We start from the raw sequence: 26,867 nt of genomic DNA on the forward strand, positions 1-26,867 counted from the left end.
CGATTATCCTACCACCGCAGGCCAAGACTTTGGATAAGTAGCCCGCTACAATCCGCGTTATGAAACGACAACGCTCCTCTCGCTCATCATCTCGCATGTCGACTCCCCGCCGCGGAACTGCCAAACCGCCGGGGAAACTGCGCATTATCGGCGGCGATTTTCGCCGCCGCATGCTGCCTGTGCTCGACCACCCAGGCCTACGCCCTACGCCGGATCGCGTACGTGAAACGCTGTTTAACTGGCTGGGCCAAGCGCTGCATGGCAAGCAGGTGCTGGACCTATTTGCCGGTACCGGCGCGCTTGGCATCGAGTCGCTCTCTCGGGGGGCTGCGCAGGTCACCTTTGTCGAGCGCGATACACACGTTGCCGCGCTGATTCGCGACAATCTTGCCACCCTCGGTGCAACGCAGGGGCAGGTAGTGACTGCTGATGCCCAGGCGTTTCTTGAAAAGCCTAGCCAACCTGCTGATCTGGTGTTTCTCGACCCGCCGTTCCACCAAGGGTTAGCCGCGTCTTGCTGTGCCGCGCTGGAAGCGGGCGGATGGCTGGCAAGCGATGCGATGATCTACCTGGAAACCGAACAGAGCCTAACGCCAGCGGTACCGGCTAATTGGAATTTACACCGTGAAACTCAGGCAGGTGAGAGTATTGCCAGACTCTATCAACGCTTGCCCTCGTAAAGCGCTTGCCGCCAACTGACAGCAGCGTTACGCTCGCTCAATTGAGTCACACATTGATAGCCCATTTTATTTCATGACGATAGGCAGCCGCCTGTCGTCCGTTACTGGAGGTAGGCATGAGCCTTGAGCTTTTTAATCAGTTAGAACAGAAAATCACCGACACTGTTGAGGCGTTGGAGATGATGAAGCTGGAAAACGAAGAGCTGCGTAACGAAAACGCTCAGTTAAAACAAGAGCGTGAAGAGTGGGAAAGCCGCTTACAAGGTGTGCTTAGCAAATTCGATGGCATGAGTGATAGCAACGCCTCCTAAGCCAACGGCAGCGACATTAACAGCGCATCCTCCCGCCCGGTCGTGCCTTTCACGGCCGGGTAGTACTCCTTCCGACGACCATCTTCGCCAAACCCCGCCTGCTGATACAGCGCAATCGCTCGCTGGTTTCCAGCACGCACTTCCAGCAGCAGCCGCTCAGCTTGCCACTGCTTCGCCACAGCGACCACTTTGTTAAGCAGCCGCTGGCCTATGCCTTGCCCTTGGCAAGCGGGCAGTACACCAATCGCCTGTAGCTCAGCGTCAAACGGTAACTTCGCCAACAACGCATACCCCATTAGCACGTCGTCCTGCCAATAGCCCACTACCCAGGCCTGCTCATCAGCCAGCGCTTCATCTAACTGCTGGGGGCTTGCCCCGCTGTGTGCGGCGGCTTCTAAAGTATGTAGCGGCACTCGATGCGCAGCGTTTAACCGGCAGATCACTCAGCACTCCACTGCTGCCCTAAGGCTACCAAGCGCGGCCATAGAGCGCGTTTAGCACTGGCCTGCTGAGTGAGCGCGGCCAGCGACGGGCCTTGCCACACAGGAAGTGCGAGCGTTTGGCTCTGCCCGTCGGTAAGCGCCATGACTCGAGCAAGGTCAGTAGCCGTCTCCTCTGCGCCCCACCAGAGCACTTGCTCTAACTGCCAGCCTTGTCGGCTCGCGGCCCCAGCAACAAACGCTGCCACACCCTCCTGAGCTTCCTCAAGCGGCTCTTCCGGCGCAAAGGCTGTGGCCATGGGCGGCCATTTGAAGTGGGTCACTGTTGGCAGTTCGCCGCGCAACACACCAGCCGCCCGCAGCATATTGGCAAGCAACTGCTGTTCAACCAGGGACATTTCCCCTTCACATACGCTAAGCCAGCGTCCTCCCACACAAGCACAGGAGAGACTAAAGTTCAGCGGCTTGGCGGGTTGCGCAGGCGGTACTCTGGGTTCTGGTACCGGGCTCGCCTCCGGGGTGGGTGCCGCGGCAGGCGAATGACCTAAGAGCGCCTTGACCGCCGAGGGCGATGCCACTGGGGAAGTGTTGCCTTGCTCGGCAGCGGCAGGCTGGCTACGTGGTCGCGGTGCTGGTGCATCATCCAGCAGCGCATGCAACCGCTCCCGTGGTGGTTTTTTGGTCGGTGTTTCTTCCCACTCGCAGGCTTCCGTCGGGCGGGCGTTGGGCAGCTGGTAGCGGCATGCCCAGGCGGTAATACCCATAGCATCCAGGTAGTGCCGACGAACAACCTCCGGGGTCACTGGCCGCCGCCACGGCAGCTGGGGGAGTTCGGGCGCTCGCTGCCCCGTGCCTGCCACTCTTTGGGGGTGTAGAGGTGCAGCGCCAGGGCGTGCACCGGGCCAGAGAGCTCATCCGCCAACAGGGCATAAATTTGTTGGTGGCGCTTGACCGGCATCATGCCATCGAAGCTATCGCTTACCAGCGTCACTTTGAAGTGAGTTTCAGAGTTGGCCGGCACGTTATGCATATGGCTTTCGTTTTCGACCTGCAGCACGTCAGGGGTTAAGGCCGCCAACTTCTGCTCAATTTGTGTCTGTATCGCCATGGGACTCTCCTTCAGTCAGCAACTGGCTTATTGTACGCCCTTACTTTCCAACAGACGATGCCCGCCGCTCATCCAGCGCCCGCTGGGCGAGCGATACCCGCGACAGGCTCGCCAGCAGTGCCAGCACGGTAGTGCCCGCACCTAGCCAGAGCGTGACCTGAATTGGCGAGCCCAGTGCCAGCGCCGCTCCTACCAGTGCGACACCAAACGACTGCCCCACCGTGCGTGTGGTACTCATCACCCCAGACACGTTGGCACTGCGCTCCGGCGGTAGGCTGCCCATCATTTCGCGGTTATTCGGCGGCTGGAAAAGTCCAAACCCAATACCACACAGCGCCGTGCGCCACAGGCTGCCCGCCACGCCGGTGCTCTCATCCACCAGCGCCAGCGCGACTAGGCCAATAATCAGTAGCATCAGCCCGGTACTAGATAGCAGGCTGGGATTAACTCGATCCGCCAACCGCCCCGCCAACGGCCCCACTAGCATGATCGCCAGGGGCCACGGCGTGAATAGCCAAGCGGTTTCCAGCGGCGAAAAGCCCATCTGCTCCTGGTAGAAAAACGATAGCGCCACAAAAGTGAGCCCCTGGCCGATAAAAGCCAGGCCAGATGCCGAGACCGCCAGCGTAAAGCGCTTCTCGGCAAACACACTCAGCGGCAGCAGCGGGTAAGGCGCGCGGCGCTGGCGATGAATAAACAGCGCGCAGGCCCCTACCGCTAACAGTGCCCAGCCGCCGCTTTGCCAGAGTGGTGCAGCGTGACCAACGGCGTCCATAGCGACAAAGAAGCTCGCCAGCATCAACATCGAGTAGAGTGCCCCCAGCGTATCAAAACTACCCTGGCGAGGCGTATCCCGCGGCAACGCCCGGCTGGCTAGCCAGAGCGAGCACACCCCGAGGGGCACGTTGAGCGCAAACAACCACGGCCAATCCACAAACGAGAGAATAACCCCGCTGAGCGTGGGGCCTGCGGCATAACCACCCGCTACCACTAGAGCACTTAGACCGAGCGCGCTGCCTAACAAGCGGGATGGAAAAATAGCCCGATAGAGGGACGGCCCAATAGAAAGGGTCGCAGCTGCCCCAAGGCCTTGGAAGGCGCGAAACACTAGCAATGTTTCTAAATTACGCGACAGTGCCGCCCCTAGTGCTGCTACCACAAACGTCCCAAGGCCAAACAAGTAGAGCCGCCTGCGAGTAATGAGCTCGCTGATGCCCGCAAATACCAGTAAGAACGCAGCACACACGACCTGGAACAGGTTAGTAATCCATACTGCCCTGGAGGCCGGCACATTCAGATCGGCAGCAATGGTGGGCAGGGCCAGGTTGATCATGGTGGTATCGACCACCGCCATCAACGTACCGGTGACCAGCGCCAGCACGGCGAGCAGGCGCTCAGGCCCCGGCAGCCCATCATCGCCAGGGCGAGTTTCAAGCAGTCGCATGGTAATGAATTCCTAAACAGACCCCTTACAAACGGCGAAACCGGCCGAAGCCGGTTTCACTGTGCGCTTACGCTAAAATAGTAGCACGCTAATCTTGTTCGTTGTCGAGCAGCAGCGCGTCGTCAACATCCGAGATTTCCAGGGCGGTTTCGTCGTCCAGGTCAATGGCTAAGTAGCTGTGCTCAACGCGCAGGAATTCCTGAAACAGCGACCAATCTAATTTTTCTGGCCACTGGCGCTCATCCTCTTCCCAGGCGCGTAGCTCGGTCTCCAGGATTTCTACGTGACGCTCGCGGACAAACGTCTCTAACGCCTCAGGGGTATCCATCTCGGGGATCAGGTATACCGTACTTTCACGTTCGACGTCGTCCAGGGTCAGGTCGTCGTCTCCCATGGTGGGTTCGAGCGCATTGATCCAGTCCACGAAGGTCTGGGTCGGCCTGACGCTCAGGGCAGAGCGATTTAGCAGTTTCATGGGATTCTCCTCGCCGTCGAAACGTTGACCATTATGGGCGCTAAATCGCGCCCTTACCAACTTTTCGTCCGCTACCGCCTGGTTGAGCGTTAATCCACCTCGGGGCGCATGGCCGGAAACAGCAGTACATCACGAATGGAGGGGCTGTCGGTAAACAGCATTACCAAACGGTCAATACCGATGCCCTCGCCCGCCGTGGGCGGCAGGCCGTACTCCAGCGCGCGCACGTAGTCGGCGTCATAGTACATGGCTTCCAGATCACCGGCGTCTTTCTCGGCGGCCTGTTCACGGAAACGCTCTGCCTGATCTTCGGCGTCGTTCAGCTCCGAGAAGCCGTTGGCGATCTCGCGACCACCGACGAAGAACTCAAAGCGGTCGGTCACGAAGGGGTTGGCATCGTTACGACGCGCCAGCGGGCTAACTTCTGCCGGATATTCAGTGATGAACGTGGGCTGGTCCAGTTTGTGTTCCGCCACTTCTTCAAAGATCTCGGTTTGAACTTTACCCAGGCCCCAGCTCTCTTTGACCTTGATGCCCAGTTTTTCCGCCGCAGCGCGAGCAGCATCTAGGGTATCTAGGTCGGCATCGGTGATGCCGTCGCCGTGATCCAGAATCGCTTGGCGCAGGGTGAGACGCTTGAAGGGCTGACCAAAATCGTAGCTGGCCCCTTGGTAGGTGATCGTGGTGGTGCCGAGCACCTCCTGAGCTGCCGTGCGCAGCATGGCTTCGGTCATGTCCAGCAGGTCGCGGTAATCCGCGTAGGCCCAGTAGAACTCCACCATGGTGAACTCAGGGTTGTGCCGAGTGGACAGCCCTTCGTTACGGAAATTGCGGTTGATCTCGAACACTTTCTCGAAACCACCCACCACCAGACGCTTCAGGTAAAGCTCCGGGGCAATACGCAGGTACATATCGATATCCAGCGCATTGTGGTGAGTGATGAACGGGCGCGCCGCCGCACCGCCGGGGATCGGCTGCAGCATCGGCGTTTCCACTTCCATGAAGCCACGGGCTTCGAAGAAACGGCGCATGGAGCTGATCACCGCCGAACGGGTTTCGAACACCTTACGCGACTGCGGGTTCATGATCAGATCGACGTAGCGCTGACGATAGCGGGCTTCTTGATCGGTCAGGCCGTGGAACTTATCCGGCAGCGGGCGCAAGCTCTTGGTCAGCAGCTGCGCCTCGACCATCATCACGTACAAGTCGCCTTTACCCGACTTATGCACCGGCCCACGGGCGGCGACGATATCGCCGATATCCCAGCCTTTGATGTCTTCCAGAACGTCTTCCGGCAGCCCCTTTTTATCCACGTAGAGCTGGATCTGGCCCGCCACGTCCTGAATCACGATGAAAGGACCGCGTTTGCGCATCACGCGACCGGCCACCGACGCCTGATGATCCAGCGCTTCCAGCTCGGCTTTGTCTTTCTCACCCAGCAGGTTGTGCAGCTCGACGGTGAGGCTGTCGCGGCGGAAATCGTTCGGGAAAGCGCTCTTGCCCTGCTCGGCCGCTCGCTCACGGCGGGCCGCCAGCTTGGCACGGCGCTCGGCGATCAGGTGATTTTCGTTATCGAGAGAAGACGCGTCTTGGTTAGCCATCGGGCACCCTATTTCTGTTCAAACGCTAAAAAGATTACAAACCCTGCTTCAGGCTGGCGACGATAAACTGATCTAAATCCCCGTCGAGCACCTTGTCGCAGTTGCTGGACTGAACGCCGGTACGCAGGTCTTTAATGCGCTGATCATCCAGTACGTAAGAGCGAATTTGGCTGCCCCAACCGATATCGGCTTTGGAGTCTTCCGCCTCCTGCTTGGCCGCATTGCGCTTTTGCATCTCGTGTTCCCACAGCTTCGCCTTCAACTGCTTCATGGCGAAATCGCGGTTGGCGTGCTGGCTACGCTGATTCTGGCATGCCACCACAATTCCGGTGGGTTCGTGGGTAATCCGTACCGCCGAGTCGGTGGTGTTAACGTGCTGACCACCAGCGCCGCTGGAGCGGTAGGTATCGACACGCAGGTCGGATGGGTTAATCTCAACCTCGAAGCTATCGTCGATTTCAGGAGACAAGAACACCGACGCAAACGAGGTGTGACGGCGGCCACCGGAGTCGAACGGGCTTTTGCGCACTAAGCGGTGAACGCCGGTTTCCGTGCGTAGCCAGCCAAAGGCGTGGTCGCCCTGGATATGCAGCGACGCCGATTTGATGCCCGCCACTTCGCCTGGGGAAATTTCGATGATCTCGGTTTTGAAGCCGTGGCTCTCTGCCCAGCGCAGGTACATACGCAGCAAAATATTGGCCCAGTCCTGGGCTTCGGTGCCACCGGACCCCGATTGAATATCCAGGTAGGCGTTGTTCTCGTCCATTTCTCCCGAGAACATACGGCGAAACTCAAGCTTTTCCAGAGCGCCCTGCAGGCCACCCAGCTCTTTACGCACTTCCTCAACGGTGGCTTCATCCTCTTCCATTTCGGCGAGTTCTAACAGGTCGCGGCTATCCGCGAGGCCCTGGTCTAGCTCGTCGATGGTCGCCACAATCGCTTCAAGGGAGGCGCGCTCTTTACCCAGCTTCTGGGCGTAGTCTGGGTCGTTCCAAACATTGGGATCTTCAAGTTCGCGGGACACTTCTTCTAGCCGATCTTTACGCTCGGCATAGTCAAAGATACCCCCTAAGAACGTCTGTCCGCTCAGACAGGTCCTTGATCTGGTTATGAATCGGGTTGGTTTCCAACATGGATCACTCTAGCCTTGGTCAGTAAATAGCGGGGTCTCACGCGCGTTAAAACGCAGCTTAAAAGAGACAGGCGCCGCTGGGGCAGCTCATGGTTTGGTGCTAAACACCTCCCCGAGCTATCCCAGCGGCGAAATTCTGGCAAGCATTGTAACGAAACCCAGCGCCCACCGCACCCACCCTAGGCGGCGTTCGCCACGTAAAAAACCCGGCCGAGGCCGGGTCAGTAGGTCACGAAAATCGAACAGTAAGCGCGAACCGCGGATCAGAACCGATAGGTCAGCTGGGCACCGAAACCATGGGCTTCGTTTTTGTAGTCACCAGAGTAGTTAGAGGTAACACTAGGTATGCCCTGTTGCTCTACAAGCGGATCTGTTTTGGACTGATCAACAGATGTGCCACGCTCTGTCAGATAAGAGTACGCAAAGTCTAATGTAAGATCAGGTGTTGGGCTCCAGCCTGCGCCAATTGAGAAGATACGGCGGTCGTCTGAAGGAATACGCACGCTACGGGTGGCATCCTGGGTTGGCGTGAAGTCCAGCGTTACACCAGCACGCAGTGCCAGTGCAGGCGTTAGCTGATACTCACCACCCGTTGAAAAGGCCCAAGCGTTTGAGTAGTTCTGCTGCTCGTTAGTAATCACATCACGCTCTACGCCACTCACGAGAATCTGATCAAACCGGCTCCAGCGCGCCCAGGAAGCACCGAACATAAGCTTAAGGTCGTCACTCATTTGCTGGGTGAGCGAGAAGTTGACCGTTTCAGGTGTGGTTAGATCTAAAGAGGCATCATCTGTAATGGTGCCTATACCTAACTCATCAAGTACAGGAGAGCTTGCGGTAAAGTCACCTTCGAGCGTGTAGTCAACCTTTGAACGGTAAGTTAAACCAAAGGTTGTTTCCGGCACAGGCTGATAAATCACCCCCAGGTTATAGCCCCAGGCTTCATCATCACCCTCCACCCGCGAATCCACTTCGGTCAGGCCAAGCGGCGTTACTGTCGGCACTTGGCGGTGCAGTTCGCCATTCACACGGTTATAAGTAATACCAACGCCCACGCCCCACTGCTCATTAAAACGGTAGGAAACAGTAGGTTGAGCACTAATGACTCGCACCTCGGTGTAGTTGCCTTGGTTACGCCCCATAAAGCCATCTTCATAGTCGGTTTTCGAACCAAAAGGAGCGTAAACACCAAAACCAAACGCCAGCTGTTCATTAACAGGATGTGCATAAAAAGCGAACGGAATTAGCGTTCCTGGCACCATATCACCATCGTTGGTACCTGAGACAGGAAGTGTATCTGTCATACCCCCGGTTGCTTGCGCAATAGCAGGGCTACTTTGCGATGCCTGTGCATTAGAGATAGAGCTATTTACATTTAGGTACGTCCCGCCTGCCGTAATTTGGGCACGGTCAAGGAACGACATACCCGCAGGGTTACCGAACACGATGGTGGCGTCGTTGACGTTTGAGCTACGTCCCGCATGGCCATACCCCTGCCCACTGACGCTCTGCTCGTTAATCTGATATCCGCCTGCGTTAGCTTGGCTTGCAAAGGTAACTGCTGCAACCGCGGCCGCTAGGGTTACTTTCTTGAAGTTATTATGCATTGTGGGCCTCTCTTCCTATGATCCGGCGGACTCAGCCATCCACCTGCGTCGTTATTACACCTCAGTTTTCGCCCAATGACGGGTTCGGTTCAAGTGCAAACGAGCGTTTTATTTTGTTTTTTGCTTATACATTAGTCGCACGACCGTTTTAAATCAGTGTTTTAGTTATTTTGACTGATGCTGACGCGCACGCTTGACCTATGGGTTACCCATAGGTTTTACACTATTTTAAATAACATTAGATGGCGACCTGGGAGAAAAACAGTGCTGAACGACTTAAAAGTGGGCGAACTTGCCAAACGTGGCAACGTGACCGCTGAGACCGTTCGCCATTACACGCGCGAAGGACTGCTCTCGCCCACACGCCACCCTGATAATGGCTACCAACTTTTTTCAGCTACCGACCTTGAGCGGCTGCACTTTATTCAGCGGGCGCGCAAGCTGGGGTTTAGCGTGGCGGAAATCCGCGACATTTTGGCCCATGCCGACCAAGGCGACTCCCCTTGCCCGCTAGTGCGCGATCTGCTTGCCCACCGGCTGCCGCAAATACGCGCGCGGATTGCCGAGCTAGAGGCACTTGCCGAGCGTATGGAGCAGGCACTGGAGAGCTGGCGCGACATGCCTGACGGCACCCCTGATGGCCATAGCCTGTGCCGCTTAATCGAAAGTTTTCCCGAGGAGGCACCATGCAGCGCGACACCGAGCAAACCGTGATGCTGATACGCACCGTGCCGGGTATGAACTGCCAGGGCTGCGTTAAGCGCATGCGTGAGGCGATTCAAGCCCAGGACCCGGCCGCCCAAGTGGATGGCTTCCCTGCAGAAAAGCGCCTGGAAGTGACCAGCTCCCTTGACGATCAAGCGCTGGATAGTACGCTCAACGATGCGGGCTACCCGCCCAGCGACGACGCGAGTGACGCACCACACCCCGACGCACCTGAACCCGCTGAATCGCAAAGTGCGCCCGTGGATGCGCCCCAACTGCGCCTGCTGATTAGCGGCATGACCTGCGCAGGCTGTGTCAAAAGCGTCGAAAAAGCGCTGTCCCATACCCCAGGCGTGAACAGCGCCTCGGTGAATTTTGGCACCCACACCGCCCAAGTCACCGGCAGTGCTACTCAGGAAGCGCTAATAGCGGCCGTTGCTGAGGCAGGCTATCGCGCCGAACCGATTGTGGATATACGTGAAGCCGAGCGCACTCGCGAGGCGCAAGAGGCCGTTACCTACCGCCAGCGCCTCAAGGGCAGCGTGCTGTCGCTCTCCCTCGCCATTCCACTGATGCTGAGCATGTTCGTCTATCACCCACACCCCATGGGCGCCGGCCGCTTGTATTGGCTGGTGATTGGCCTGCTGACGCTGGCTATTTTGGCCTTTCCTGGGCGGCACTTTTTCACCAACGCCTGGAAACAACTCAAGCACCACCAAGCCAACATGGACACCCTGGTGGCGATGGGCACCGGCACCGCCTGGCTCTACTCGATGATGGTAGTGCTCTTCGCCCCCTGGTTGCCTGAGGTGGCTCACGGCATCTATTTTGAAGCCTCTGCCATGGTGATCGGCCTGATTTTGTTGGGCAATGCACTGGAGCTCAAAGCCCGCGGTCGCACCAGCAGCGCCCTTAAACGGCTGCTCGACCTGCAGGAGAAAACCGCCCGGGTGATACGCGACGGCGTTGAACAAGAGATTGCGGTGGACGATGTAGCGCTGGATGACCATATTCGCGTGCGCCCCGGTGAGCGGCTGCCGGTGGATGGCGTAGTGCTCGACGGCCAGAGCTATATCGATGAATCCATGCTTACCGGCGAACCGGTGCCCGTGCATAAAACAGCGGACGATGACGTAAGCGCGGGCACGGTGAACGGTAACGGTAGCTTGGTGTACCGCGCCACGCGCATCGGCCGCGATACCCGTTTGGGGCGCATTACCGAGCAGGTGGCCAGCGCACAAAACTCCCGCCCGCCGATTGGTGAGCTGGCCGATAAAATATCAGGCGTATTTGTACCCACCGTGATGATTATTGCGGTGCTAACGGCCCTTGCCTGGTACAACCTCGGACCCGCTCCGGTGGCTATTCATATGCTGGTTACTGCTACTACCGTGCTAATTATCGCCTGCCCCTGCGCGCTGGGCTTGGCCACCCCGATCTCTACCATGATTGGCGTGGGCAAAGCCGCCGAGCATGGCGTGCTGGTGCGTAGCGGCGAAGCGCTGCAAACCGCGAGCCGCCTGAACACGCTGGTCGTCGATAAAACGGGAACGCTGACCGAAGGCAAACCTCGTGTGACCGAGGCAACGGTGCTGCACGATGATAGCACCCAAGTACTGGCCTGGGTGGCCGCCTTAGAGAGCCGCTCGGAGCACCCCCTTGCCAAAGCGCTGACGGCCTACGCCGAAGAGCAAGGCGCCCGACCCGATGCGCTGGCTAGCTTTGATAGCGTGACCGGCGGCGGTGTTAAAGGCACCAGCCAAGCTAATGACACGCTGCTGCTAGGCAATGCGCGGCTACTGGATGAGGCTGGCGTTGATCTTTCCCCAGCAGACGAGAGCATTCGCCAGTTGGAAGCCAAGGCGCGCTCGCTGGTTTATTTAGCGGTGAATGGCAAGCTGGCCGCCCTCTTCGGCGTTAGCGACCCGCTGCGCAAAGATGCCGCCGCCGCCGTAAAGCGCTTGCAGGATGATGGGTTAACCGTGGTGATGTTGACGGGCGATAACGAACATACCGCCGCTGCGGTGGCCCGCGAGGTCGGCATTAGCGAGTTCAAGGCAGGTATGACGCCCGACGACAAGCACGCCGAGATTGAGCGCCGCCAAGCGGCAGGCGAAGTGGTCGGCATGGTGGGCGACGGTATTAACGACGCCCCCGCGCTGGCCCGGGCCAACGTGGGTTTTGCCATTGGCCAGGGTACCGATATCGCCATGGAGAGCGCCGGTATTACGCTGATGCGCGGTTCACTACACGGCGTGGCCACGGCGATTGAGCTTAGCCGGGCCACGCTCACCAACATCAAGCAGAATCTAGTCGGCGCATTTGGCTATAACGTGCTGTGCATCCCGATTGCCGCCGGCGTGCTCTACCCCGTAACCGGCATGTTGCTGTCACCCATTATTGCGGGCGTGGCCATGTCGCTCTCCTCCATCACCGTGGTCAGCAACGCCAACCGCCTACGGTTATGGAAGCCCACCCAGCAGGAGGCCGTATGAGTTTACTGATCAACCTTGCGGGTATTGCCATCATTGGCTTGATCGTCTGGTGGTTTTGGCTTAACTAGCAACCGTTTAGCTAACCCCGATATAACGCCCTGGCTTGTGGTTCAGGGCGATGATCAAGTTGAGCATCAGCGCTCCCAGCACCGAGTAGCCTACACGGTCTAGCGGTAGCTGGGTGAGCGCCACCAGCAGGATCACGGCGTCGATGCCGAGCTGCACATAGCCTGCCCGCAGGCCATGTTTATCCTGCAGGTAGAGGGCAAGAATGTTGATGCCGCCGAGGCTGGTGCGGTGGCGAAACAGCATCAGCATGCCAATCCCCATCAATGCGCCGCCCATCAGTGCCGCGTAGAGCGACGGCACGTTGGCAAATTCGACCCACCCCTGAGTAAGCTCGGAGAACAGCGAGACCAAGCCAATGGCGACAAAGGTGCGCAGCGTAAAGCTCCACCCCATGCGTTTGATCGCCAGATAGTAAAACGGCAGGTTGATGGCAAAAAACCACACGCCAAATCCCCACCCGGTCAGGTAATTGAGCAGTAGCGCCATCCCTGCGGTACTGCCGGTGAGCAGCACCGCGTGGGTGTAAAACGTCACCCCTAGCGCCACAAACAGCGTGCCCAACAGCATCGCCATGATGTCTTCGTAGGGCTTGTGAGGGTCTTTAGGCAGGTCTTCCATGCGCATGAGTGCGTCCTTTTTAGGATTATTAGAGCGGCCGCTTAAGCGGCCAAGGACGCGAGGATAGCGGAGAGTATTAAACGGGGCTAGCGTGCTCCACCATGAGCTGCAATGACTCGCGACCGCGCCAGCGGTTGCGATTGAGCTTGTAAGCGCAGTGCAGCGTATCGCCCACGCTAAACGAGGGCAACTCCCCCGGTGTGAGCGCGCGAAACCAAATCGCTTTGCTGGTGACGGCCCCCATGGAGAGCTCCATCATCAGGTGCGAACCTTCTGCACCCACCGGGCGCAGCGCTTCCACAATAAAGCGCCCTTCAAATAACGGCGGGTCGAACTCCCGCCCGTAGGGGCCTAACGTCTCGATTTCCACCAGCGTCGCCAGCGAGAGTTGGGCGGTCGAGAGCTCGCCATCGGTCCACAGACGCGGGTAGAGCGGTGTATCGCCCAGCTGCTCACCGACCGCCTGCAAAAACGCGGCTTTGAAGGTGTCGAGCTGCTCCCGTGGCACGCCCACGCCTGCAGCGCCACTGTGGCCTCCAAAGCGCGGCAGCGCCTCTGGGGCAAGCTCAAAGGTGCGCTGTAGTGCGTCCCGTAAATGCAGCCCGTCAATAGAGCGGCCGGAGCCGGTAAGCATATTGGGTGCCGCCGCCCGCGTAAGCACCACGGCTGGGCGTCCGTAGGCCTGCACCAGCCTTGAAGCGACGATGCCCTGCACGCCGGGGTGGCCATCTTCCAGCAGCACCACGACGGCAGGCTCGTTGGCCTCCAAGGCGGGAACGGCGAGCGCCCGCGCCTCCTCAGCCATATCTGCCTCAATCGCCTTGCGGGACTGGTTATCCTGGTCCAGCACCTCAAGCTGCCGGTTCGCGACGCCGTCGCTCTCGGCCAGCATAAAGTGCAGCGCCGCGTAGGGGTCGTCCAATCGCGAGCGAGCGTTGATTCTCGGCCCCATCTGAAACGCCAAGGTTTCAGCGTTGAAGGGCACGCTGTCGGCCCCTAAGCGCGCTGCCATGGCCCGCCAGCAGGCGGCATCCATACGGTTGATCAGCGTTAAGCCGTAGCTCACCACCGCACGGTTGGCGGGGCTTCCACCCAGCGAGACGCAATCCGCCACGGTGCCTAACGCCACGTAGGAGAGCCACGGTGAGAGCTTCGGCGTGGCCTCAGGCAATGCGCCCCACTCCACCAGTACGCCGCGGGCGAGCGACATCAGCAGCCACGCCACCATGCAACCTGCAATGGTTTTATCCGGATAGTCGCAGTCGCTGCGAGTCGGGTTCACGCAGGCATACGCCGAGGGCGGCGGGCCTTCCAGGGGCAGCGCATGGTGGTCGCTGACCACCACATCGATACCGGCTGCTTTCAGCCGCGCAATGCGCGGCTCGTCAGAACTGCCGCAGTCGGCGGTAATCACCAGCGTCGGCAGCGGTTTTAAGCTCAGCGTTCGCTCCACCAGCGGCAGGCTGATGCCGTAGCCGTCGTGAATGCGGTGACCAATTAAGCTGTGTAGCTTGTGCTCGGGCACGCCAAATAGCTCGACCAGCGTACGCCGAATGACCACGTGAGAGGTGATGCCGTCCACATCGTAGTCGGTCAGAATGCCTATGGACTCGCCCTCGGCGACCGCTTGAGCAATCCGCTTCGCCGCACGACGGCCATCGGCGAGTTTTTCAGGATGCACGAGATAGCGCAGGCTGGGCGACACCAGCGGCGCAAGCTCCCCGGTATAGCCGGGCAGCCGCGACGCCAAAAGCCTTGCCTGAAGCTCGCTCAGCCCTTCGGATTGCGCACGCAAATAAACAGCCTCGTCCAGGGGACGAGGCTCTAGGCGGGGCTGGTTACTCTGCTGAGAAAGGGGTGACACTTGGGTCATATCACCTCAGCGACGGTTGTCAGCGACGAACTGCTGTACCGCGCTCAATTCTGCGGGCAACACCGTATAGCGCTCTTCGCGCTCCAGCAGGTCGTCCATGTGGGTCGGCAGCGGCACGCCCTGGAAGCCCGCTTTTACCACGGCTTCGGCGAACTTCGCCGGGTGGGCGGTGGCCAGGGTGATCATCGGCGTGGAGGTGTCTACACGTGCCCGCTCGGCCGCTCGGTAGCCGGTCGCCGTATGCGGATCGAGAATCTCGCCGGTACGATGATGCGCTTCCCGAATCACTTCCAGAATCGTCTCGTCATCGACGCTGTAGCTGGCGAACTTCTCGCGCAGCTTGGCCAGCGGCGCATCGGCAAGCGCAGTAGGCTCTTGCTGGAAGCGTTCCAGCAGAGCTGCCACGGCGGCACCATCACGGTCGTAGGCATCGAACAGCAGGCGCTCGAAATTGGACGACACGACGATATCCATAGAGGGTGCCAGCGTGGCTGCGAGCTCTTTCTTGGAGAAGTCGTTAGCCGCCAACGTGCGGTGCAGAATATCGTTAGCATTGGTGGCAATGATGAACTGCTTCACCGGCAGGCCCATCTTGTAGGCCATGTAGCCCGCAAAGACGTTGCCGAAGTTAGCCGAGGGCACGCAGAAGCTCACTTCCCGCTGGGGCGCACCCAAGGCCACGCCTGCGGCCACGTAGTAGACGATCTGGGCCATGATGCGCGCCCAGTTGATCGAATTCACTGCCACAAGCCGCGTGCCGTTCAAGAAGCCTTGATTGGCAAAGCTGGCCTTGACCATCGCCTGGGCGTCGTCGAAGTTGCCTTCGATGGCGATGTTGAAGACGTTGTCGGCGAGCACCGAGGTCATCTGACGGCGCTGCACTTCGGAGACGCGGTTGTGGGGGTGCAGTATAAAAATATCGAGGTTGTCGCAGTGGCGGCAGCCTTCGATGGCCGCCGAGCCGGTGTCGCCAGAGGTGGCGCCCATGATCACCGCGCGTTCACCACGCTTTTTCAGGAAGTGATCCAGCAGTCGCCCCAACAGTTGCAGCGCCACGTCTTTAAACGCCAGCGTCGGGCCGTGGAACTGCTCTAACAGGAAGTGGCTGGCATCCAGCTGCTTTAACGGCACCACTGCGTCGTGGTTGAACGTGGCGTACGCCTCGGTCACCAAACGGCGGAAGGTCTCGTCGTCGATCTCACCATTGACGAACGGTTTCATCACCCGAAAGGCGATCTCGGCGTAGGAGAGCCCGGCCATGTCGGCCAGCTCTTCTTTGGAGAACTCAGGCAGCGTTTCCGGGACGTAGAGGCCGCCGTCGCTGGCCATACCGGTAAGCACCACCTCTTCGAAAGAGAGCGCGGGGGCTTGCCCACGCGTGCTGATATAGCGCATCGGTTACTCTCCTTCGTCCAGGCTTTCTACGCGAATACGCGTGACGGGGCCTGCAATATCCGCCATGGCTTCGATCTCGCGGATCGCTTCGTTCATCTGCTTCTCTTTGGTGCGATGCGTCAGCAGAATGATCGGTACCAGCTCGCCTTCGGTGGCCTCTTTCTGAATCAGCGCTTCAATGGAGATGCCCTGCTCGGCCAGAATGGTCGCTACACGGGCCAGCACACCGGGGCGGTCTACCGCCAGCAGGCGCAGGTAGTAAGCCGTGGTGATCTCTTCCATCGGCATAATCGGCAGCTGGCTCACGTCTTCGTCGATGCCGCTAAACGCCAGATAAGGTACCCGGTAGTGGTGGTCGGTGGCGATGTCGCGGGCCACGTCCAGCAGATCCGCCACCACGGCAGACGCCGTTGGCTCAGCACCCGCACCCGCGCCGTAATACAGCGTGGGGCCAACCGCGTCGCCCATGACCGCAATGGCGTTTTTCACACCATGCACATTGGCCAGCAGGCGCTCTTTGGGAATCAACGTGGGGTGAACACGCAGCTCAAGGCCTTGATCGGTACGCTTGGAGATCCCCAGATGCTTGATGACGTAACCGAGGTTGTCGGCCTGCTCCACGTCTTCGGCAGTAATGCGGGAGATCCCTTCGGTGAAAGCTTTTTCAAACTGCAACGGCACGCCGTAGGCAATCGAGGCCAGGATGGTCAGCTTGTGGGCGGCATCGATGCCTTCCACATCGAACGTCGGGTCGGCTTCGGCATAGCCAAGCGCCTGGGCCTCGGCCAATACGTCTTCAAAGGCACGGCCTTCGTCGCGCATGTGAGTCAGAATGAAGTTACCGGTGCCGTTGATAATGCCCGCGACCCACTCGATACGGTTAGCACCCAGGCCTTCACGCAGCGATTTGATGACGGGAATCCCCCCCGCGACGGCGGCTTCAAAGGCAACGATCACGCCCTTTTCATGGGCCGCACGGAAAATCTCGTTACCGTGAACGGCGATCAGCGCCTTGTTGGCGGTGACCACGTGCTTGCCGTTGGCAATCGCGGTGAGCACCAGCTCGCGGGCAATATCGTATCCGCCAATCAGCTCGACCAGCACATCTACGTTGGGGTTGTTCGCCACCTCGAAGACATCGGATGTCGCGTTAATGCCGGTAATATCGCAGTCGGGATGAATACTGCGGTGGGCAACCTGCTCAATCACAATCGGGCGGCCTGCGCGGCGGCTAATATCATCCGCGTTGCGCGTTAATACGTTGAAGGTGCCGCCACCCACAGTGCCTAACCCACAAATGCCTACTCTTACCGGTTTCAAAATACTTCCCCTTTCGTGTTGGGCACCCGCGGGTGCCGCTTCTTAAATCAGTGTCTCAGCGTGTCCGTTCGTCACTTATGTGACGTTATTCATCTTCCAAGCCTAACATGGCAACGAGCCGCTCGGGGGGTACAAATCCAGGCACCATTTGCCCATCGGGCAGGATAATAGCTGGCGTGCCTTGCACCCCTAGCGCTTGCCCCAAGGCGTACTGATCTGCCACCGGGTTATCGCAGCTGGCTTCTGCGGCAATCGTCTGGCCCTCTTTAGCCTGATTCATCGCTTCACTGCGGTTATCAGAGCACCAGACTTGCTGGAGGGTGTTAGCGGCGCCACTGCCCATACCAGCTCGTGGAAAAGCGAGATAGTGTACCGCAATCCCACGTTCGTTGAGCTCGGGCACGGTCTCATGGAGGCGCTCGCAATAGGGGCAGGTGGGGTCGGTAAACACCACCACCGTGGCCTTGGGCTCCTCGACGCCCCTAAACACGACGCGCTCGCTCTCGGGAATCGCTGCCAGCGCCGCTGCTCGCTCTTGGTTGCGGGACTGCTCGGTCAGATTCACTAGTCCATTATCCGCATTTTGGTAGAGATCCCCTACCAAAAAGTGGCTACCGTCGGCATTGGAGTAAAACGACTCACCGCTCTCCAGACGAACATGATAGATCCCTTCCATCGGCGTGGCGCTCACCTGATCTACCGGCATCGGCTGGCCGTTCACCTGTAAATTTTCAGCCAAGCGCTCGGCAACATCATCGGCGTAGGCAAAAGCAGGCAGTAAACTGCCCGCCAGCACCAGCCAGGGGGCACAGGATTTCGCAGCTGAAGGCATACGTTGGCGCATTCTTTGATTAACCTCGTGGATGGTGGTCAGCATGCAGTTGCTCCAGGCGCGCCTGGGCAACGTGAGTATAAATTTGTGTGGTGGATAGGTCGCTATGACCTAACAGCAGCTGTACGACCCGCAAATTAGCCCCATGATTCAATAAATGAGTCGCGAATGCGTGGCGCAACGTGTGAGGCGACAGCGGCCGCGATATTCCTGCCGTGATGGCGTGGGCTTTAATACGGTGCCAAAATGTCTGCCGCGTCATTGAGTTATCGCCTCGCCCGGGGAACAGCGCTGGGCGCGTTGGGTCCTGCATCAACGCTGGCCGCGCCGTTTTTAAGTACTGCGCTAGCCACTCGGCGGCCTCCTCCCCCATGGGCACTAGGCGGTCTTTATCCCCTTTGCCGCGCACGCGCACCACCCCCTGGCGCAAGTTGACTGCATCGCCGGTCAGGCCAACAAGCTCAGACACCCGCAGCCCACAGGCGTAAAGCAGCTCCAGCATGGTGCGATCACGCACACCCAGCGGCGTGCCCACATCCGGGGCCAGCAGCAGGCGCTCGACCTCGTCTTCTTCCAACGTATCGGGCAGGCTGGGGCGCACTTTGGGGAGCGACACGTTGGCCAGCGGGTCGCTGTCTATATGTCCATAGAGCCGTGCCCAGCGATAAAAACTGCGTAGTGACGAAAGCATTCTGGCGTTGCTGCGCAGTTGGTAGCCTTGCTCGCGACGCTGCTCCATCCAAGTGCTAAAACGCGTTGGCGAGGCTGTGAGCAGCGTTTCATCATCGCGTTCAAGCTGCTGCTGCCAAGCGGCTAAATCGCGCCGATAGGCCGCTAGCGTATGGTCGCTGGCTCCCTGCTCTAACCACAGAGCATCCAGATAAGCATCAATCACGCTCATAGGCTAACGGTCTCCCTGCAAGGCGACAAACAAAAACCCCGCCCCGCAAAGCGGTGACGGGGTTTTCCGTATCCGAGCGCCGTGCGCCCGTGAAAAAAGTGGCGATTAAGCCAGTTTTTCCTTGATACGCGCCGACTTACCGCTGCGCTCACGCAGGTAGTACAGTTTGGCTTGACGAACGTCACCACGACGCTTGACTTCGATAGAGTCAACCAGCGGGCTGTAGGTCTGGAAGGTACGCTCAACGCCAACACCGTGGGAGATTTTGCGTACGGTGAAAGCGGAGTTCAGGCCGCGGTTACGCTTACCGATGACCACACCTTCAAACGCCTGCAGACGCTCACGAGTACCTTCTTTTACTTTAACCTGAACGACGATGGTGTCGCCCGGTGCAAAAGCAGGAATCTCTTTGCTCATTTGCTCGGCTTCGATCGCCTGGATCACCTTGTTCTTGCTGCTCATCTTCATACTCCTAAATAACGTAATGGCTTGCCACGCAGTCGTGGAAGGGGCAAACCGTGATCCCGGCGCTCGAAGCGAGCTACGCGGGAGTCGTTATGGGTGACGCAGGTACGTAAGCTTACTACCGTATCCGTCCTGCACCGCCGCTCTGCCTACTCCGCTTTACCCAACGTAGCGGACAGAGCGTGTTCCTCGATAAACTCGTCTAGCAGCACTTGCTGCTCGGCGTTAAGGGTTCGCCCTGCTAACAGATCAGGACGACGCTGCCAGGTACGCCCCAGCGACTGCTTTAACCGCCAGCGCTTGATGGCTGCATGATTTCCGCTTAGCAGCACCTCAGGCACTCGGCGCCCGTCGATGACTTCAGGACGGGTATAGTGCGGGCAGTCTAACAAGCCGTCATTAAACGAGTCTTCGATAGCGGAATCCTGGTGGCCCAGCACGCCGGGTACCAGCCTTGCCGCTGCGTCGATCAGCACCATCGCGGGCAACTCGCCGCCGCTCAGCACATAGTCGCCAATCGACCACTCTTCATCGATGTCACTCTCCACCACGCGCTCATCAATGCCTTCATAGCGCCCGGCAACCACTACAAGAGGGCCTGCCGAGGCGAGCACTTGAACGCCCTGCTGATCTAACCGGCGCCCTTGGGGCGATAGGTAGATCACCGTCGGCGTGAGACCGGTTGCCTGCTCGGCACGTTGGCGAGCATCAAAGATAGCCGCCCGGAGGGTGTCTACCTTCATTAGCATACCGGGGCCGCCGCCATAGGGGCGATCGTCCACGCTGCGGTGGCGGTCGGTGGCATAATCACGCGGATTCCAGAACTCAAGGGCAATACGCTGCTTCTCTACCGCTCGACCGATCACACCTTGCTGGGTTATCGCATCGAACATGTCGGGAAACAGCGATACCACGCCAATCCACATCGCCGGCACGTCTGTCGCGTCCTCTTCGAGCACCGCTGGATCGTCCGCTGACCGTTCGTTCAAAGCGTCTTGGCTCATCAGAACTCAGGATCCCAGTCGACCACCATACGGCCATCTTCCAGGTCGATCTCAACGATCACATCATCAGGCAAAAAGGGTAACAGCCGCTCGCGCTTGTCGATTGCGTCGTTATCACCGCGTACCACCATGACATCGTTCGCGCCGGTCTCGAACAGGTAGCTGACCTGCCCTAACCGTTCGCCTGACCGAGTGAAGACAGTAAGGCCCTCAAGCTCATGCCAGTAATACTCATCGTCGGAAAGCTCAGGCAGTGACTCTTTCGGCATCAGGATATCCGCTTGCGCCAGCGCTTCGGCTGCCGTTCGGTCATCCACACCTTTTAACTGCACCACCAACCCTTTACCTTGCCGACTCCCCTGAACCACGGTCATACGCGTGAGGGTTTCCCCTTGGCGCACCCACCACTCAGGGTACTCTAGAATGCTGTCCATGGGGTTGGTATAGGAGTACACCTTCAGCCAACCTTTAATCCCGTGAGGGCTAGTTAGCTTACCAAGCACCACATGTGTGTCGTCAGTATGGCTAGTGTTAAAACGCGTCATTGACGACCACTCCAGCTACAACAGCATCTATTGCTATGACTTGCGACGGGCAACAGGCTTAGGCCTGCTTGCGCGCTTCTTTAACCAGCTCAGCAACACGACCAGACAGCTGGGCGCCTTGGCTCTGCCAGTGAGTAACGCGATCCAGATCAACACGCAGACGCTCTTCTTGACCACGGGCAACCGGATTGAAGAAGCCGATACGCTCGATGAAACGGCCATCACGGGCGTTGCGAGAATCGGTAACAGTCAGGTGATAAAAGGGACGCTTTTTGGCGCCACCACGTGCCAAACGAATGGTAACCATACGATAACTATCCTTCGGTTGAGGTTACGAGAGTGGGGCATAGCGCAAACCGCTATCAGAACACTCGTCATACTGTTTTCTTGGCGCACCACCTGCTTATATAAGCCAAGGCGACACACCATCAGGACCTTCATTGGCAAGTATTGGGGCCGTGCTAACGCACATTTTGCCAACACCCACGCATGAAGAGGCCGCATTCTACGCAAATGCGCTCGGCTTGGAAAGCCTGACAGCCAGAAAACTCACAGGCCGTCAACCTTACCAAGCGCATCAGAACACGACGATAGGCACCATTTAGCGCCAGGGTAAGCCGCCAGGACCACCCATGCCGCCCATACCACCGGGGCCACCCGGGCCGCCGCCGCCACCCATCATGCCCGACATACCGCGCATCATTTTCTGCATGCCACCTTTCTTGCCCGCTTTCTTCATCATCTTCTGCATCTGCTTGTGCTGCTTTAGCAGGCGGTTCAAGTCAGGCACCTGCAGGCCCGCCCCCGCTGCTATGCGGCGTTTGCGCGAACCGTTAATGATGTCGGGCTTGCGGCGCTCTTTGGGCGTCATGGAGTTGATCAGCGCTTCTAGCTTGCCTAGCTCCTTCTCAGGGCCGGGGCCTTGCGCCAGTTCGGCCATTTGGCCCATACCCGGCAGTTTGCCGAGCAGGCCGCCCATGCCGCCCATTTTCTTGAGCTGCTGAAGCTGGTCACGGAAGTCCTCAAGATCAAAGCCATCGCCCTTCTTCACCTTACTGGCAAGCTTGGCGGCCTTGTCTTTATCCACCGTGCGCTCGGCTTCTTCGATCAGCGACAGCATGTCGCCCATACCAAGAATTCGAGACGCGACCCGGTCGGGGTGGAAAGGCTCTAGCGCATCGACCTTTTCACCAACCCCCATAAACTTGATCGGCTTACCCGTGACATGACGGACAGACAGTGCAGCACCACCCCTTGCATCACCATCAGCCTTGGTCAGGATCACACCGGTCAAGGGCAGCGCTTCATTGAACGCCTTGGCGGTATTTACCGCATCCTGGCCAGTCATGGCATCGACAACAAACAGCGTTTCTTGGGGAGAAACCGCCTTATGCAGTGCCTGAATTTCCGCCATCATCGCTTCATCGATGGCAAGGCGGCCTGCAGTATCGACTAGCACTACGTCGTGGAACTGAATTTTAGCGTGCTTGATGGCCGCGTTGGCGATGTCGACCGGCTTCTGATCAGAGCGGGAGGGAAAGAAGTCGACCTGAACCTCTTTCGCCAGGGTTTCAAGCTGGTCGATGGCCGCCGGACGGTAGACGTCTGCCGAGACCACCAGCACTTTTTTCTTTTCGCGCTCGCGCAGGTAGCGGGCCAGCTTGGCGACGGAGGTGGTTTTACCCGCCCCCTGCAAACCGGCCATCAGCACGACAGCGGGAGAGCCTTTTAGGCCAAGGCCTTCATTGGCCTCGCCCATAATCGCTTCCAGCTCTTGCTGGACGATTTTGACGAACTGCTGGCCCGGCGAGAGGCTTTTCGACACCTCTTGGCCGACCGCACGCTCGCGCACCCGCTCAATAAAGGCTTTAACTACCGGTAGCGCTACGTCTGCCTCAAGCAGCGCTTTGCGTACTTCACGTAGGGTATCTTTGATATTGTCGTCGGTTAGCCGTGCTTGGCCTTTGATCGACTTCAGCGTCTGGGAAAGACGCTCGCTCAGATTCTGAAACATGGGGCCTCTGCCTCCGTCGCTGTCGCCGGGCGTATTCACCGGACGAATGTGGCCGAGATTATACGCGCTCGCGGCCTGAGTCTCCATGGGCGTCAGCGTTGGCGCTCGATGGCTGTGCGACGCCGCCTTGATTGGTTATAGTAGGCGGGCCGATCTAGATGACCGGAAAATACATTGAGGCGTCCTGACTGGGAGGTATTGCCACTCGGATACAGGCGCTGTTCTGACCCTATTCTTCTCAACAACGCGCTGCAAGGCGCATGGATAGCATCATGCAGGCGCTCCCGTTCGCCACGATCGCTTTTATACTCTATGTCGCCGCTGCCATTTGGCAGGGCATGACGCTGTTTCGCCGGGTGCCTCCCCGCCAGGGCATGGTACGTCTGCTAGGCGCGCTGGGCCTACTGTTGCATATTCCCGTGGTCGTGCAGTTGGTGGGGGAATCACCGGGGCTGCTGCCCGGCTTTACCACCAGTGCCACGTTATTGATGGCGGTGGCGGTGAATGTGGTGCTGGTGGCCAGCCTATTCAAGCCAGTGCTTAATGCGGGCATCGCGCTGTTTCCACTTGCTGGCATTGCCCTGGTTGTGGCCACTTGGCTGCCTAGCCAGGGCAGCCATAGCGGCTTAACACCGGGTATTTTGCTGCATGCCGTGAGCTCTGCTCTGGCGTTTGCCGTGCTCGCCATTGCCGCCGTGCAAGCGGTGCTGGTGGGATTGCAAAACCAGGCGCTGCGTCACCACCATATTCGCGGAATCGTCCAGTCGCTGCCACCGCTGACCACCATGGAGCGGGTGCTGTTTGAACTGGTCTGGGCAGGCATTGTGCTGCTGACACTCTCAATTATCAGCGGCTTAATCTTCCTCGATAACCTGTTTGCTCAGCACTTGGTTCATAAAACTGTTCTCTCACTGGGCGCCTGGATCATTTTCACCACGCTACTGGTGGGCCGCTACCGTTTTGGCTGGCGCGGCATGCGTGCCGTGCGCTGGACCCTCGGTGGCTGTGCCCTTCTGCTGCTGGCCTACTTTGGTAGTAAATTCGTGCTGGAAATTCTGCTTAACCGCTAAGTCTGCGGGCTTAGTGGTGATCTCGCGTCAGTAAACGCACGCTTGACACGCCACTGCCATGCTTCTACAAATCGAGCTTAATACGCCATAAAGGAACTTTCGACTTGAGCGACGACTTCCCTCTGGGGTTACTGTTCGGCCTGCTAGCCTTACTCATCCTGCTGTCTGCCTTCTTCTCTAGTTCTGAAACGGGCATGATGTCGATCAACCGCTATCGACTTAGCCACCAAGCCAACAGCGGCGACCGTAGCGCCAAGCGCGTGATGCGCTTGCTCACCCGCCCTGATCGACTCATTGGCGTTATTCTGATTGGCAATAACTTCGTCAATAACTTGGCAGCCTCCATTGCCACGATTATTGCCATCCACTTTTTTGGCGATGTGTCCGGCCCGGCTATTTCCACCGCGTTGCTCACCATCACTATTCTGATTTTCGCGGAAGTTACACCCAAAACCTACGCGGCCATCAAGCCTGAGCGCATTGCTTACCCCACCTCCTACGCCCTGGAGCCGCTGCTAAAGCTACTCTACCCCTTGGTATGGCTGGTCAATGTGATGTCGAACGGTCTGCTAAGGCTGATTGGCGTGAAAAGCGTGGATAGTGGCGGCGATAGCCTAACTCGTGACGAGCTGCGCACTGTGGTGCATGAAGCGGGCACCCTGATCCCTTACCGCCACCGGGCCATGCTGCTGTCGATTCTGGATCTTGAAAACGTGACGGTGAACGACATCATGGTGCCCCGCCACGAAGTGTTGGGCATCGACCTGGACGACTCGCTGGAAGATATTCTGACCCAGATCCGCACCAGCCAGCACACACGCCTGCCGGTCTATAAGGGCGATATCAACAACATTATTGGCATGCTGCACCTGCGCAACGCGGCGCGCTTTTTATCCCGCAGCGAAGTCACTAAAGCGGCGATTGTTCAAGAGGCACGCGAGCCCTACTTCATTCCCGAATCCACACCGCTGCATACCCAGCTGCTGAATTTTCAAAAGCAGAAGCGGCGGATCGGCATCGTGGTGGATGAGTACGGCGATGTAGAGGGGCTGGTGACACTTGAGGATATTCTCGAAGAGATCGTCGGCGAGTTCACCACCGACGTTTCTGAAGATGACGAGATTCACCAGCAGGATGATGGTAGCCATGTCATTGAAGGCACGGCTAACATTCGTGAGATCAATAAGATGCTGGGGTGGCAACTGCCGACCGACGGCCCAAAGACGTTAAACGGGTTAATTCTTGAGCACTTAGAAGCTTTCCCAGAAGGCCCAGCCTGCCTGCAGATCGGCAACACGCGGATGGAGATTCTGGAAATTCGCGATAACCTGATCACCTCAGCGCGCTGCTGGCAAAAGCTGCGCTTGCCCCGCCGCTAATCCTGCTGTCGCGACTGGCAACGGGCGATCTCGCTATCGCCCGCGGCCTTCAATGCCCTAACCCGCTGCTCCAAGAAGCGCCTTAACGCCACACCCTCGACTTCATGCACTAAAATGGGCGGACCAAAGTGCAGGCTCACTGGCGCTCTAAACCGCGAAGGCCACTTCTTTAGTGCTTTGCCGCCGTAGTGGGAGGTCCACGACCCCCAGAGCCCCGCCAAGCCTGCCGGAATTACTGGCACGTTGTCTCGGGCGAGAATGGTTTCGAGCCCACGGCGAAAGGTATGAATGTCGCCATCTGGGGTTAAGCGCCCTTCCGGAAACACCATCACGACATCGCCCTCACGCAGCGCCTTGCTCACTTCATCCAGGGTGCGCCGCAGCGCTCCCGGGCTATGGCGTTCCGATTCGACCGGAATCGCTCCGACCAGTTGAAACCACCACTTCAGCCAGCGGGATTCGAAGATGGGCTGATCCATCACAAACCGTAGCGGCCTAGGGCTTCCACCGCCCAGCACTAGCGCATCCATAAAGCTAACGTGGTTACAGACGACCAACGCAGCGCCCTGTTTGGGTACGTGCCCTTGGCCATGCACCGACAGCCGGTAGCAAACGCGCATGGCCACGTAGATCACGCGGCGCAGCAAGCAGCGGGTGGTTTTGATCCCCCATGTCACGTCACCGCCTCCCGGTGTCGCAACCCGGCCAGCACGGTGCTCATGAGTTGATCCAATAGTTCATCGACTTTGAGTTGCTGCCCTTGCCAGTAGCCTAGCCGCTCGTTCAAGCCAAGCTGCACCAAGCCGTGAACGCTGCCCCACAAGGTACGGCCAAGGCAGCGTGCTTCCAGGTCATCCAGCGCAGGTTGATACTGCTTTAACGATGTCTCCACCTGGGTAAACAGGGCTTCAATCAGGTCGCTCTGGCGCTGGCCCAACTCCCCTTCCTGGGCGAGCGGGTAGTCAAACAGCAGCTGCCAGCGGTAGCAGTCTTGCTCCGCAAACCGCCAATAGGCATCCGCTAAGGCGCGCAACCACGGCTCGGGGTCGTCTTCGGCCAGGCTGGTAATGGTATGCTGCAAACGCGCGAGGGTTTCGACGTTGACATGCTGCAATAAATTATTAAAGCTGCCGTATAGTTTTAGCAGCGTACTGGGCGCACAGCCCACCTCTCTGGCCAGGGCACGTAGTGATAAACCATGGACTGGCTGCTTAGCCAACCACTCATCACAAGCGTGCATGACCTGCGCGTGGAGGGCATCGGGCGCATGCTGTCTAGGACGGGCCATGGCGATCTCTTCAGGTCAACGGCAAACAGGGAAGAATGCCTCATCGCGCTTTAGCGTGAGCAAGGTATACGATAGGATACCTTACATCGAACACTG

27 protein-coding genes are annotated in these 26,867 nt (G+C 58.6%); 6 read left to right on the plus strand and 21 right to left on the minus strand.

Annotation, left to right across the window (positions count from 1 at the left end; translation table 11 throughout):
* Positions 1-95 precede the first annotated feature (95 nt).
* Entirely contained in the window at positions 96-680 is a 585-nt protein-coding gene (gene rsmD, locus L1249_RS06155) for a 16S rRNA (guanine(966)-N(2))-methyltransferase RsmD (RefSeq protein WP_230834949.1), read from the plus strand.
* A gap of 116 nt (positions 681-796) precedes the next feature.
* On the plus strand, positions 797-991 hold the full coding sequence (locus L1249_RS06160) for a cell division protein ZapB (RefSeq protein WP_044629605.1): 195 nt from the start codon (positions 797-799) through the stop codon (positions 989-991).
* Here the strand turns inward: L1249_RS06160 and rimI are convergent.
* The 8 genes from rimI to L1249_RS06200 all read right to left on the minus strand — a co-directional run bounded on the left by rimI (position 988) and on the right by L1249_RS06200 (position 8,798).
* The gene (rimI, locus tag L1249_RS06165; RefSeq protein WP_044629606.1) at positions 988-1,434 is read right to left on the minus strand and encodes a ribosomal protein S18-alanine N-acetyltransferase; all 447 of its coding nucleotides are present in this window, start codon (positions 1,432-1,434) and stop codon (positions 988-990) included. The genes L1249_RS06160 and rimI overlap by 4 nt on opposite strands.
* Positions 1,431-2,234 carry a hypothetical protein gene (locus tag L1249_RS06170; protein ID WP_058579702.1) on the minus strand — a complete coding sequence of 268 codons (804 nt, stop codon included), beginning with the start codon at positions 2,232-2,234 and terminating at the stop codon, positions 1,431-1,433. Before L1249_RS06170 ends, rimI begins: the two co-directional genes overlap by 4 nt.
* The gene (locus L1249_RS06175; protein ID WP_058579703.1) at positions 2,231-2,539 is read right to left on the minus strand and encodes a BolA family protein; all 309 of its coding nucleotides are present in this window, start codon (positions 2,537-2,539) and stop codon (positions 2,231-2,233) included. The genes L1249_RS06170 and L1249_RS06175 overlap by 4 nt, the downstream gene beginning before the upstream one ends.
* A 40-nt stretch (positions 2,540-2,579) precedes the next feature.
* Positions 2,580-3,983: an MFS transporter gene (locus tag L1249_RS06180; RefSeq protein WP_058579704.1), complete on the minus strand. Its 1,404-nt coding sequence runs from the start codon at positions 3,981-3,983 to the stop codon at positions 2,580-2,582.
* Positions 3,984-4,071: 88 nt separating this feature from the next.
* Positions 4,072-4,458, minus strand: coding sequence for a hypothetical protein (locus L1249_RS06185; RefSeq protein WP_044629610.1), 387 nt, complete (start codon positions 4,456-4,458; stop codon positions 4,072-4,074).
* 89 nt (positions 4,459-4,547) lie between these two features.
* On the minus strand, positions 4,548-6,059 hold the full coding sequence (gene lysS, locus L1249_RS06190; protein WP_235253453.1) for a lysine--tRNA ligase: 1,512 nt from the start codon (positions 6,057-6,059) through the stop codon (positions 4,548-4,550).
* A gap of 34 nt (positions 6,060-6,093) precedes the next feature.
* Positions 6,094-7,192 (minus strand): peptide chain release factor 2 gene (prfB, locus tag L1249_RS06195; RefSeq protein WP_137093709.1). Its coding sequence is split into 2 segments (ribosomal slippage): positions 6,094-7,116 and positions 7,118-7,192, totalling 1,098 coding nucleotides; the frame shifts between segments, so codons are not numbered across the junction.
* 262 nt (positions 7,193-7,454) lie between these two features.
* A complete protein-coding gene (locus L1249_RS06200) occupies positions 7,455-8,798 on the minus strand; it encodes an OmpP1/FadL family transporter (protein WP_058579705.1) in 1,344 nt (447 codons plus the stop codon).
* Between the two features lie 267 nt (positions 8,799-9,065).
* Here L1249_RS06200 and L1249_RS06205 point away from each other — a divergent pair, with 267 nt between their 5' ends.
* Together L1249_RS06205 and L1249_RS06210 are read left to right on the plus strand one after the other, a co-directional pair.
* On the plus strand, positions 9,066-9,512 hold the full coding sequence (locus L1249_RS06205; protein WP_058579727.1) for a MerR family transcriptional regulator: 447 nt from the start codon (positions 9,066-9,068) through the stop codon (positions 9,510-9,512).
* Positions 9,485-11,998: a heavy metal translocating P-type ATPase gene (locus tag L1249_RS06210; protein WP_058579706.1), complete on the plus strand. Its 2,514-nt coding sequence runs from the start codon at positions 9,485-9,487 to the stop codon at positions 11,996-11,998. The genes L1249_RS06205 and L1249_RS06210 overlap by 28 nt, the downstream gene beginning before the upstream one ends.
* Positions 11,999-12,073: 75 nt before the next feature.
* On the opposite strand, the gene L1249_RS06215 is transcribed toward L1249_RS06210, so the two are convergent.
* The 11 genes from L1249_RS06215 to ffh form a co-directional block, all read right to left on the minus strand.
* Positions 12,074-12,691, minus strand: a complete 618-nt coding sequence (locus tag L1249_RS06215; protein WP_062359474.1) for a YitT family protein — start codon at positions 12,689-12,691, stop codon at positions 12,074-12,076.
* Between the two features lie 70 nt (positions 12,692-12,761).
* Positions 12,762-14,558, minus strand: a complete 1,797-nt coding sequence (locus L1249_RS06220; RefSeq protein WP_058579708.1) for a single-stranded-DNA-specific exonuclease RecJ — start codon at positions 14,556-14,558, stop codon at positions 12,762-12,764.
* 6 nt (positions 14,559-14,564) lie between these two features.
* A complete protein-coding gene (gene thrC / locus L1249_RS06225) occupies positions 14,565-15,953 on the minus strand; it encodes a threonine synthase (protein ID WP_058579709.1) in 1,389 nt (462 codons plus the stop codon).
* 3 nt (positions 15,954-15,956) lie between these two features.
* Positions 15,957-17,273, minus strand: coding sequence for a homoserine dehydrogenase (locus tag L1249_RS06230; protein WP_044629618.1), 1,317 nt, complete (start codon positions 17,271-17,273; stop codon positions 15,957-15,959).
* Between the two features lie 85 nt (positions 17,274-17,358).
* On the minus strand, positions 17,359-18,150 hold the full coding sequence (locus L1249_RS06235) for a DsbC family protein (protein WP_137093705.1): 792 nt from the start codon (positions 18,148-18,150) through the stop codon (positions 17,359-17,361).
* Entirely contained in the window at positions 18,125-19,006 is an 882-nt protein-coding gene (gene xerD / locus L1249_RS06240) for a site-specific tyrosine recombinase XerD (protein WP_089674639.1), read from the minus strand. The genes L1249_RS06235 and xerD overlap by 26 nt, the downstream gene beginning before the upstream one ends.
* 105 nt (positions 19,007-19,111) lie before the next feature.
* Positions 19,112-19,468, minus strand: coding sequence for a 50S ribosomal protein L19 (gene rplS / locus L1249_RS06245; protein WP_054640811.1), 357 nt, complete (start codon positions 19,466-19,468; stop codon positions 19,112-19,114).
* Between the two features lie 152 nt (positions 19,469-19,620).
* Positions 19,621-20,397: a tRNA (guanosine(37)-N1)-methyltransferase TrmD gene (trmD, locus tag L1249_RS06250; RefSeq protein WP_074211638.1), complete on the minus strand. Its 777-nt coding sequence runs from the start codon at positions 20,395-20,397 to the stop codon at positions 19,621-19,623.
* Positions 20,398-20,474: 77 nt separating this feature from the next.
* Positions 20,475-21,020 (minus strand): ribosome maturation factor RimM, encoded by a 546-nt coding sequence (gene rimM / locus L1249_RS06255; protein ID WP_074211069.1) that lies wholly within the window; start codon positions 21,018-21,020, stop codon positions 20,475-20,477.
* Positions 21,021-21,078: 58 nt separating this feature from the next.
* Positions 21,079-21,327 carry a 30S ribosomal protein S16 gene (rpsP, locus tag L1249_RS06260; RefSeq protein ID WP_009098555.1) on the minus strand — a complete coding sequence of 83 codons (249 nt, stop codon included), beginning with the start codon at positions 21,325-21,327 and terminating at the stop codon, positions 21,079-21,081.
* Positions 21,328-21,621: 294 nt separating this feature from the next.
* Positions 21,622-23,034, minus strand: coding sequence for a signal recognition particle protein (ffh, locus tag L1249_RS06265; protein WP_054640812.1), 1,413 nt, complete (start codon positions 23,032-23,034; stop codon positions 21,622-21,624).
* Between the two features lie 272 nt (positions 23,035-23,306).
* Between ffh and L1249_RS06270 the strand changes: the two genes are divergently transcribed.
* Together L1249_RS06270 and L1249_RS06275 are read left to right on the plus strand one after the other, a co-directional pair.
* Positions 23,307-24,104, plus strand: a complete 798-nt coding sequence (locus tag L1249_RS06270) for a cytochrome C assembly family protein (protein WP_054644946.1) — start codon at positions 23,307-23,309, stop codon at positions 24,102-24,104.
* Positions 24,105-24,208: 104 nt separating this feature from the next.
* A complete protein-coding gene (locus L1249_RS06275; RefSeq protein WP_062359483.1) occupies positions 24,209-25,483 on the plus strand; it encodes an HlyC/CorC family transporter in 1,275 nt (424 codons plus the stop codon).
* On the opposite strand, the gene L1249_RS06280 is transcribed toward L1249_RS06275, so the two are convergent.
* Positions 25,480-26,160: a 1-acyl-sn-glycerol-3-phosphate acyltransferase gene (locus L1249_RS06280; RefSeq protein ID WP_235253454.1), complete on the minus strand. Its 681-nt coding sequence runs from the start codon at positions 26,158-26,160 to the stop codon at positions 25,480-25,482. The genes L1249_RS06275 and L1249_RS06280 overlap by 4 nt on opposite strands.
* Positions 26,157-26,771 (minus strand): TetR/AcrR family transcriptional regulator, encoded by a 615-nt coding sequence (locus L1249_RS06285; RefSeq protein ID WP_044629626.1) that lies wholly within the window; start codon positions 26,769-26,771, stop codon positions 26,157-26,159. The genes L1249_RS06280 and L1249_RS06285 overlap by 4 nt, the downstream gene beginning before the upstream one ends.
* Positions 26,772-26,867: the final 96 nt, after the last annotated feature.

The sequence above is a fragment of the Halomonas sp. Cn5-12 genome, from assembly GCF_021532545.1.
In the GTDB taxonomy this organism is placed as follows: Bacteria; Pseudomonadota; Gammaproteobacteria; order Pseudomonadales; family Halomonadaceae; genus Vreelandella; species Vreelandella aquamarina.

Bases quoted from the DNA above. Each gene is read 5' to 3' on its own strand.
- rsmD (WP_230834949.1), top strand. From the start codon at position 96: ATGTCGACTCCCCGCCGCGGAACTGCCAAACCGCCGGGGAAACTGCGC.
- L1249_RS06160 (WP_044629605.1), top strand. From the start codon at position 797: ATGAGCCTTGAGCTTTTTAATCAGTTAGAACAGAAAATCACCGACACT.
- L1249_RS06175 (WP_058579703.1), bottom strand. From the start codon at position 2,539: ATGGCGATACAGACACAAATTGAGCAGAAGTTGGCGGCCTTAACCCCT.
- L1249_RS06180 (WP_058579704.1), bottom strand. From the start codon at position 3,983: ATGCGACTGCTTGAAACTCGCCCTGGCGATGATGGGCTGCCGGGGCCT.
- L1249_RS06185 (WP_044629610.1), bottom strand. From the start codon at position 4,458: ATGAAACTGCTAAATCGCTCTGCCCTGAGCGTCAGGCCGACCCAGACC.
- lysS (WP_235253453.1), bottom strand. From the start codon at position 6,059: ATGGCTAACCAAGACGCGTCTTCTCTCGATAACGAAAATCACCTGATC.
- L1249_RS06200 (WP_058579705.1), bottom strand. From the start codon at position 8,798: ATGCATAATAACTTCAAGAAAGTAACCCTAGCGGCCGCGGTTGCAGCA.
- L1249_RS06210 (WP_058579706.1), top strand. From the start codon at position 9,485: ATGCAGCGCGACACCGAGCAAACCGTGATGCTGATACGCACCGTGCCG.
- L1249_RS06215 (WP_062359474.1), bottom strand. From the start codon at position 12,691: ATGCGCATGGAAGACCTGCCTAAAGACCCTCACAAGCCCTACGAAGAC.
- L1249_RS06220 (WP_058579708.1), bottom strand. From the start codon at position 14,558: ATGACCCAAGTGTCACCCCTTTCTCAGCAGAGTAACCAGCCCCGCCTA.
- thrC (WP_058579709.1), bottom strand. From the start codon at position 15,953: ATGCGCTATATCAGCACGCGTGGGCAAGCCCCCGCGCTCTCTTTCGAA.
- L1249_RS06235 (WP_137093705.1), bottom strand. From the start codon at position 18,150: ATGCTGACCACCATCCACGAGGTTAATCAAAGAATGCGCCAACGTATG.
- xerD (WP_089674639.1), bottom strand. From the start codon at position 19,006: ATGAGCGTGATTGATGCTTATCTGGATGCTCTGTGGTTAGAGCAGGGA.
- rplS (WP_054640811.1), bottom strand. From the start codon at position 19,468: ATGAGCAGCAAGAACAAGGTGATCCAGGCGATCGAAGCCGAGCAAATG.
- trmD (WP_074211638.1), bottom strand. From the start codon at position 20,397: ATGTGGATTGGCGTGGTATCGCTGTTTCCCGACATGTTCGATGCGATA.
- rimM (WP_074211069.1), bottom strand. From the start codon at position 21,020: ATGACGCGTTTTAACACTAGCCATACTGACGACACACATGTGGTGCTT.
- rpsP (WP_009098555.1), bottom strand. From the start codon at position 21,327: ATGGTTACCATTCGTTTGGCACGTGGTGGCGCCAAAAAGCGTCCCTTT.
- ffh (WP_054640812.1), bottom strand. From the start codon at position 23,034: ATGTTTCAGAATCTGAGCGAGCGTCTTTCCCAGACGCTGAAGTCGATC.
- L1249_RS06270 (WP_054644946.1), top strand. From the start codon at position 23,307: ATGCAGGCGCTCCCGTTCGCCACGATCGCTTTTATACTCTATGTCGCC.
- L1249_RS06285 (WP_044629626.1), bottom strand. From the start codon at position 26,771: ATGGCCCGTCCTAGACAGCATGCGCCCGATGCCCTCCACGCGCAGGTC.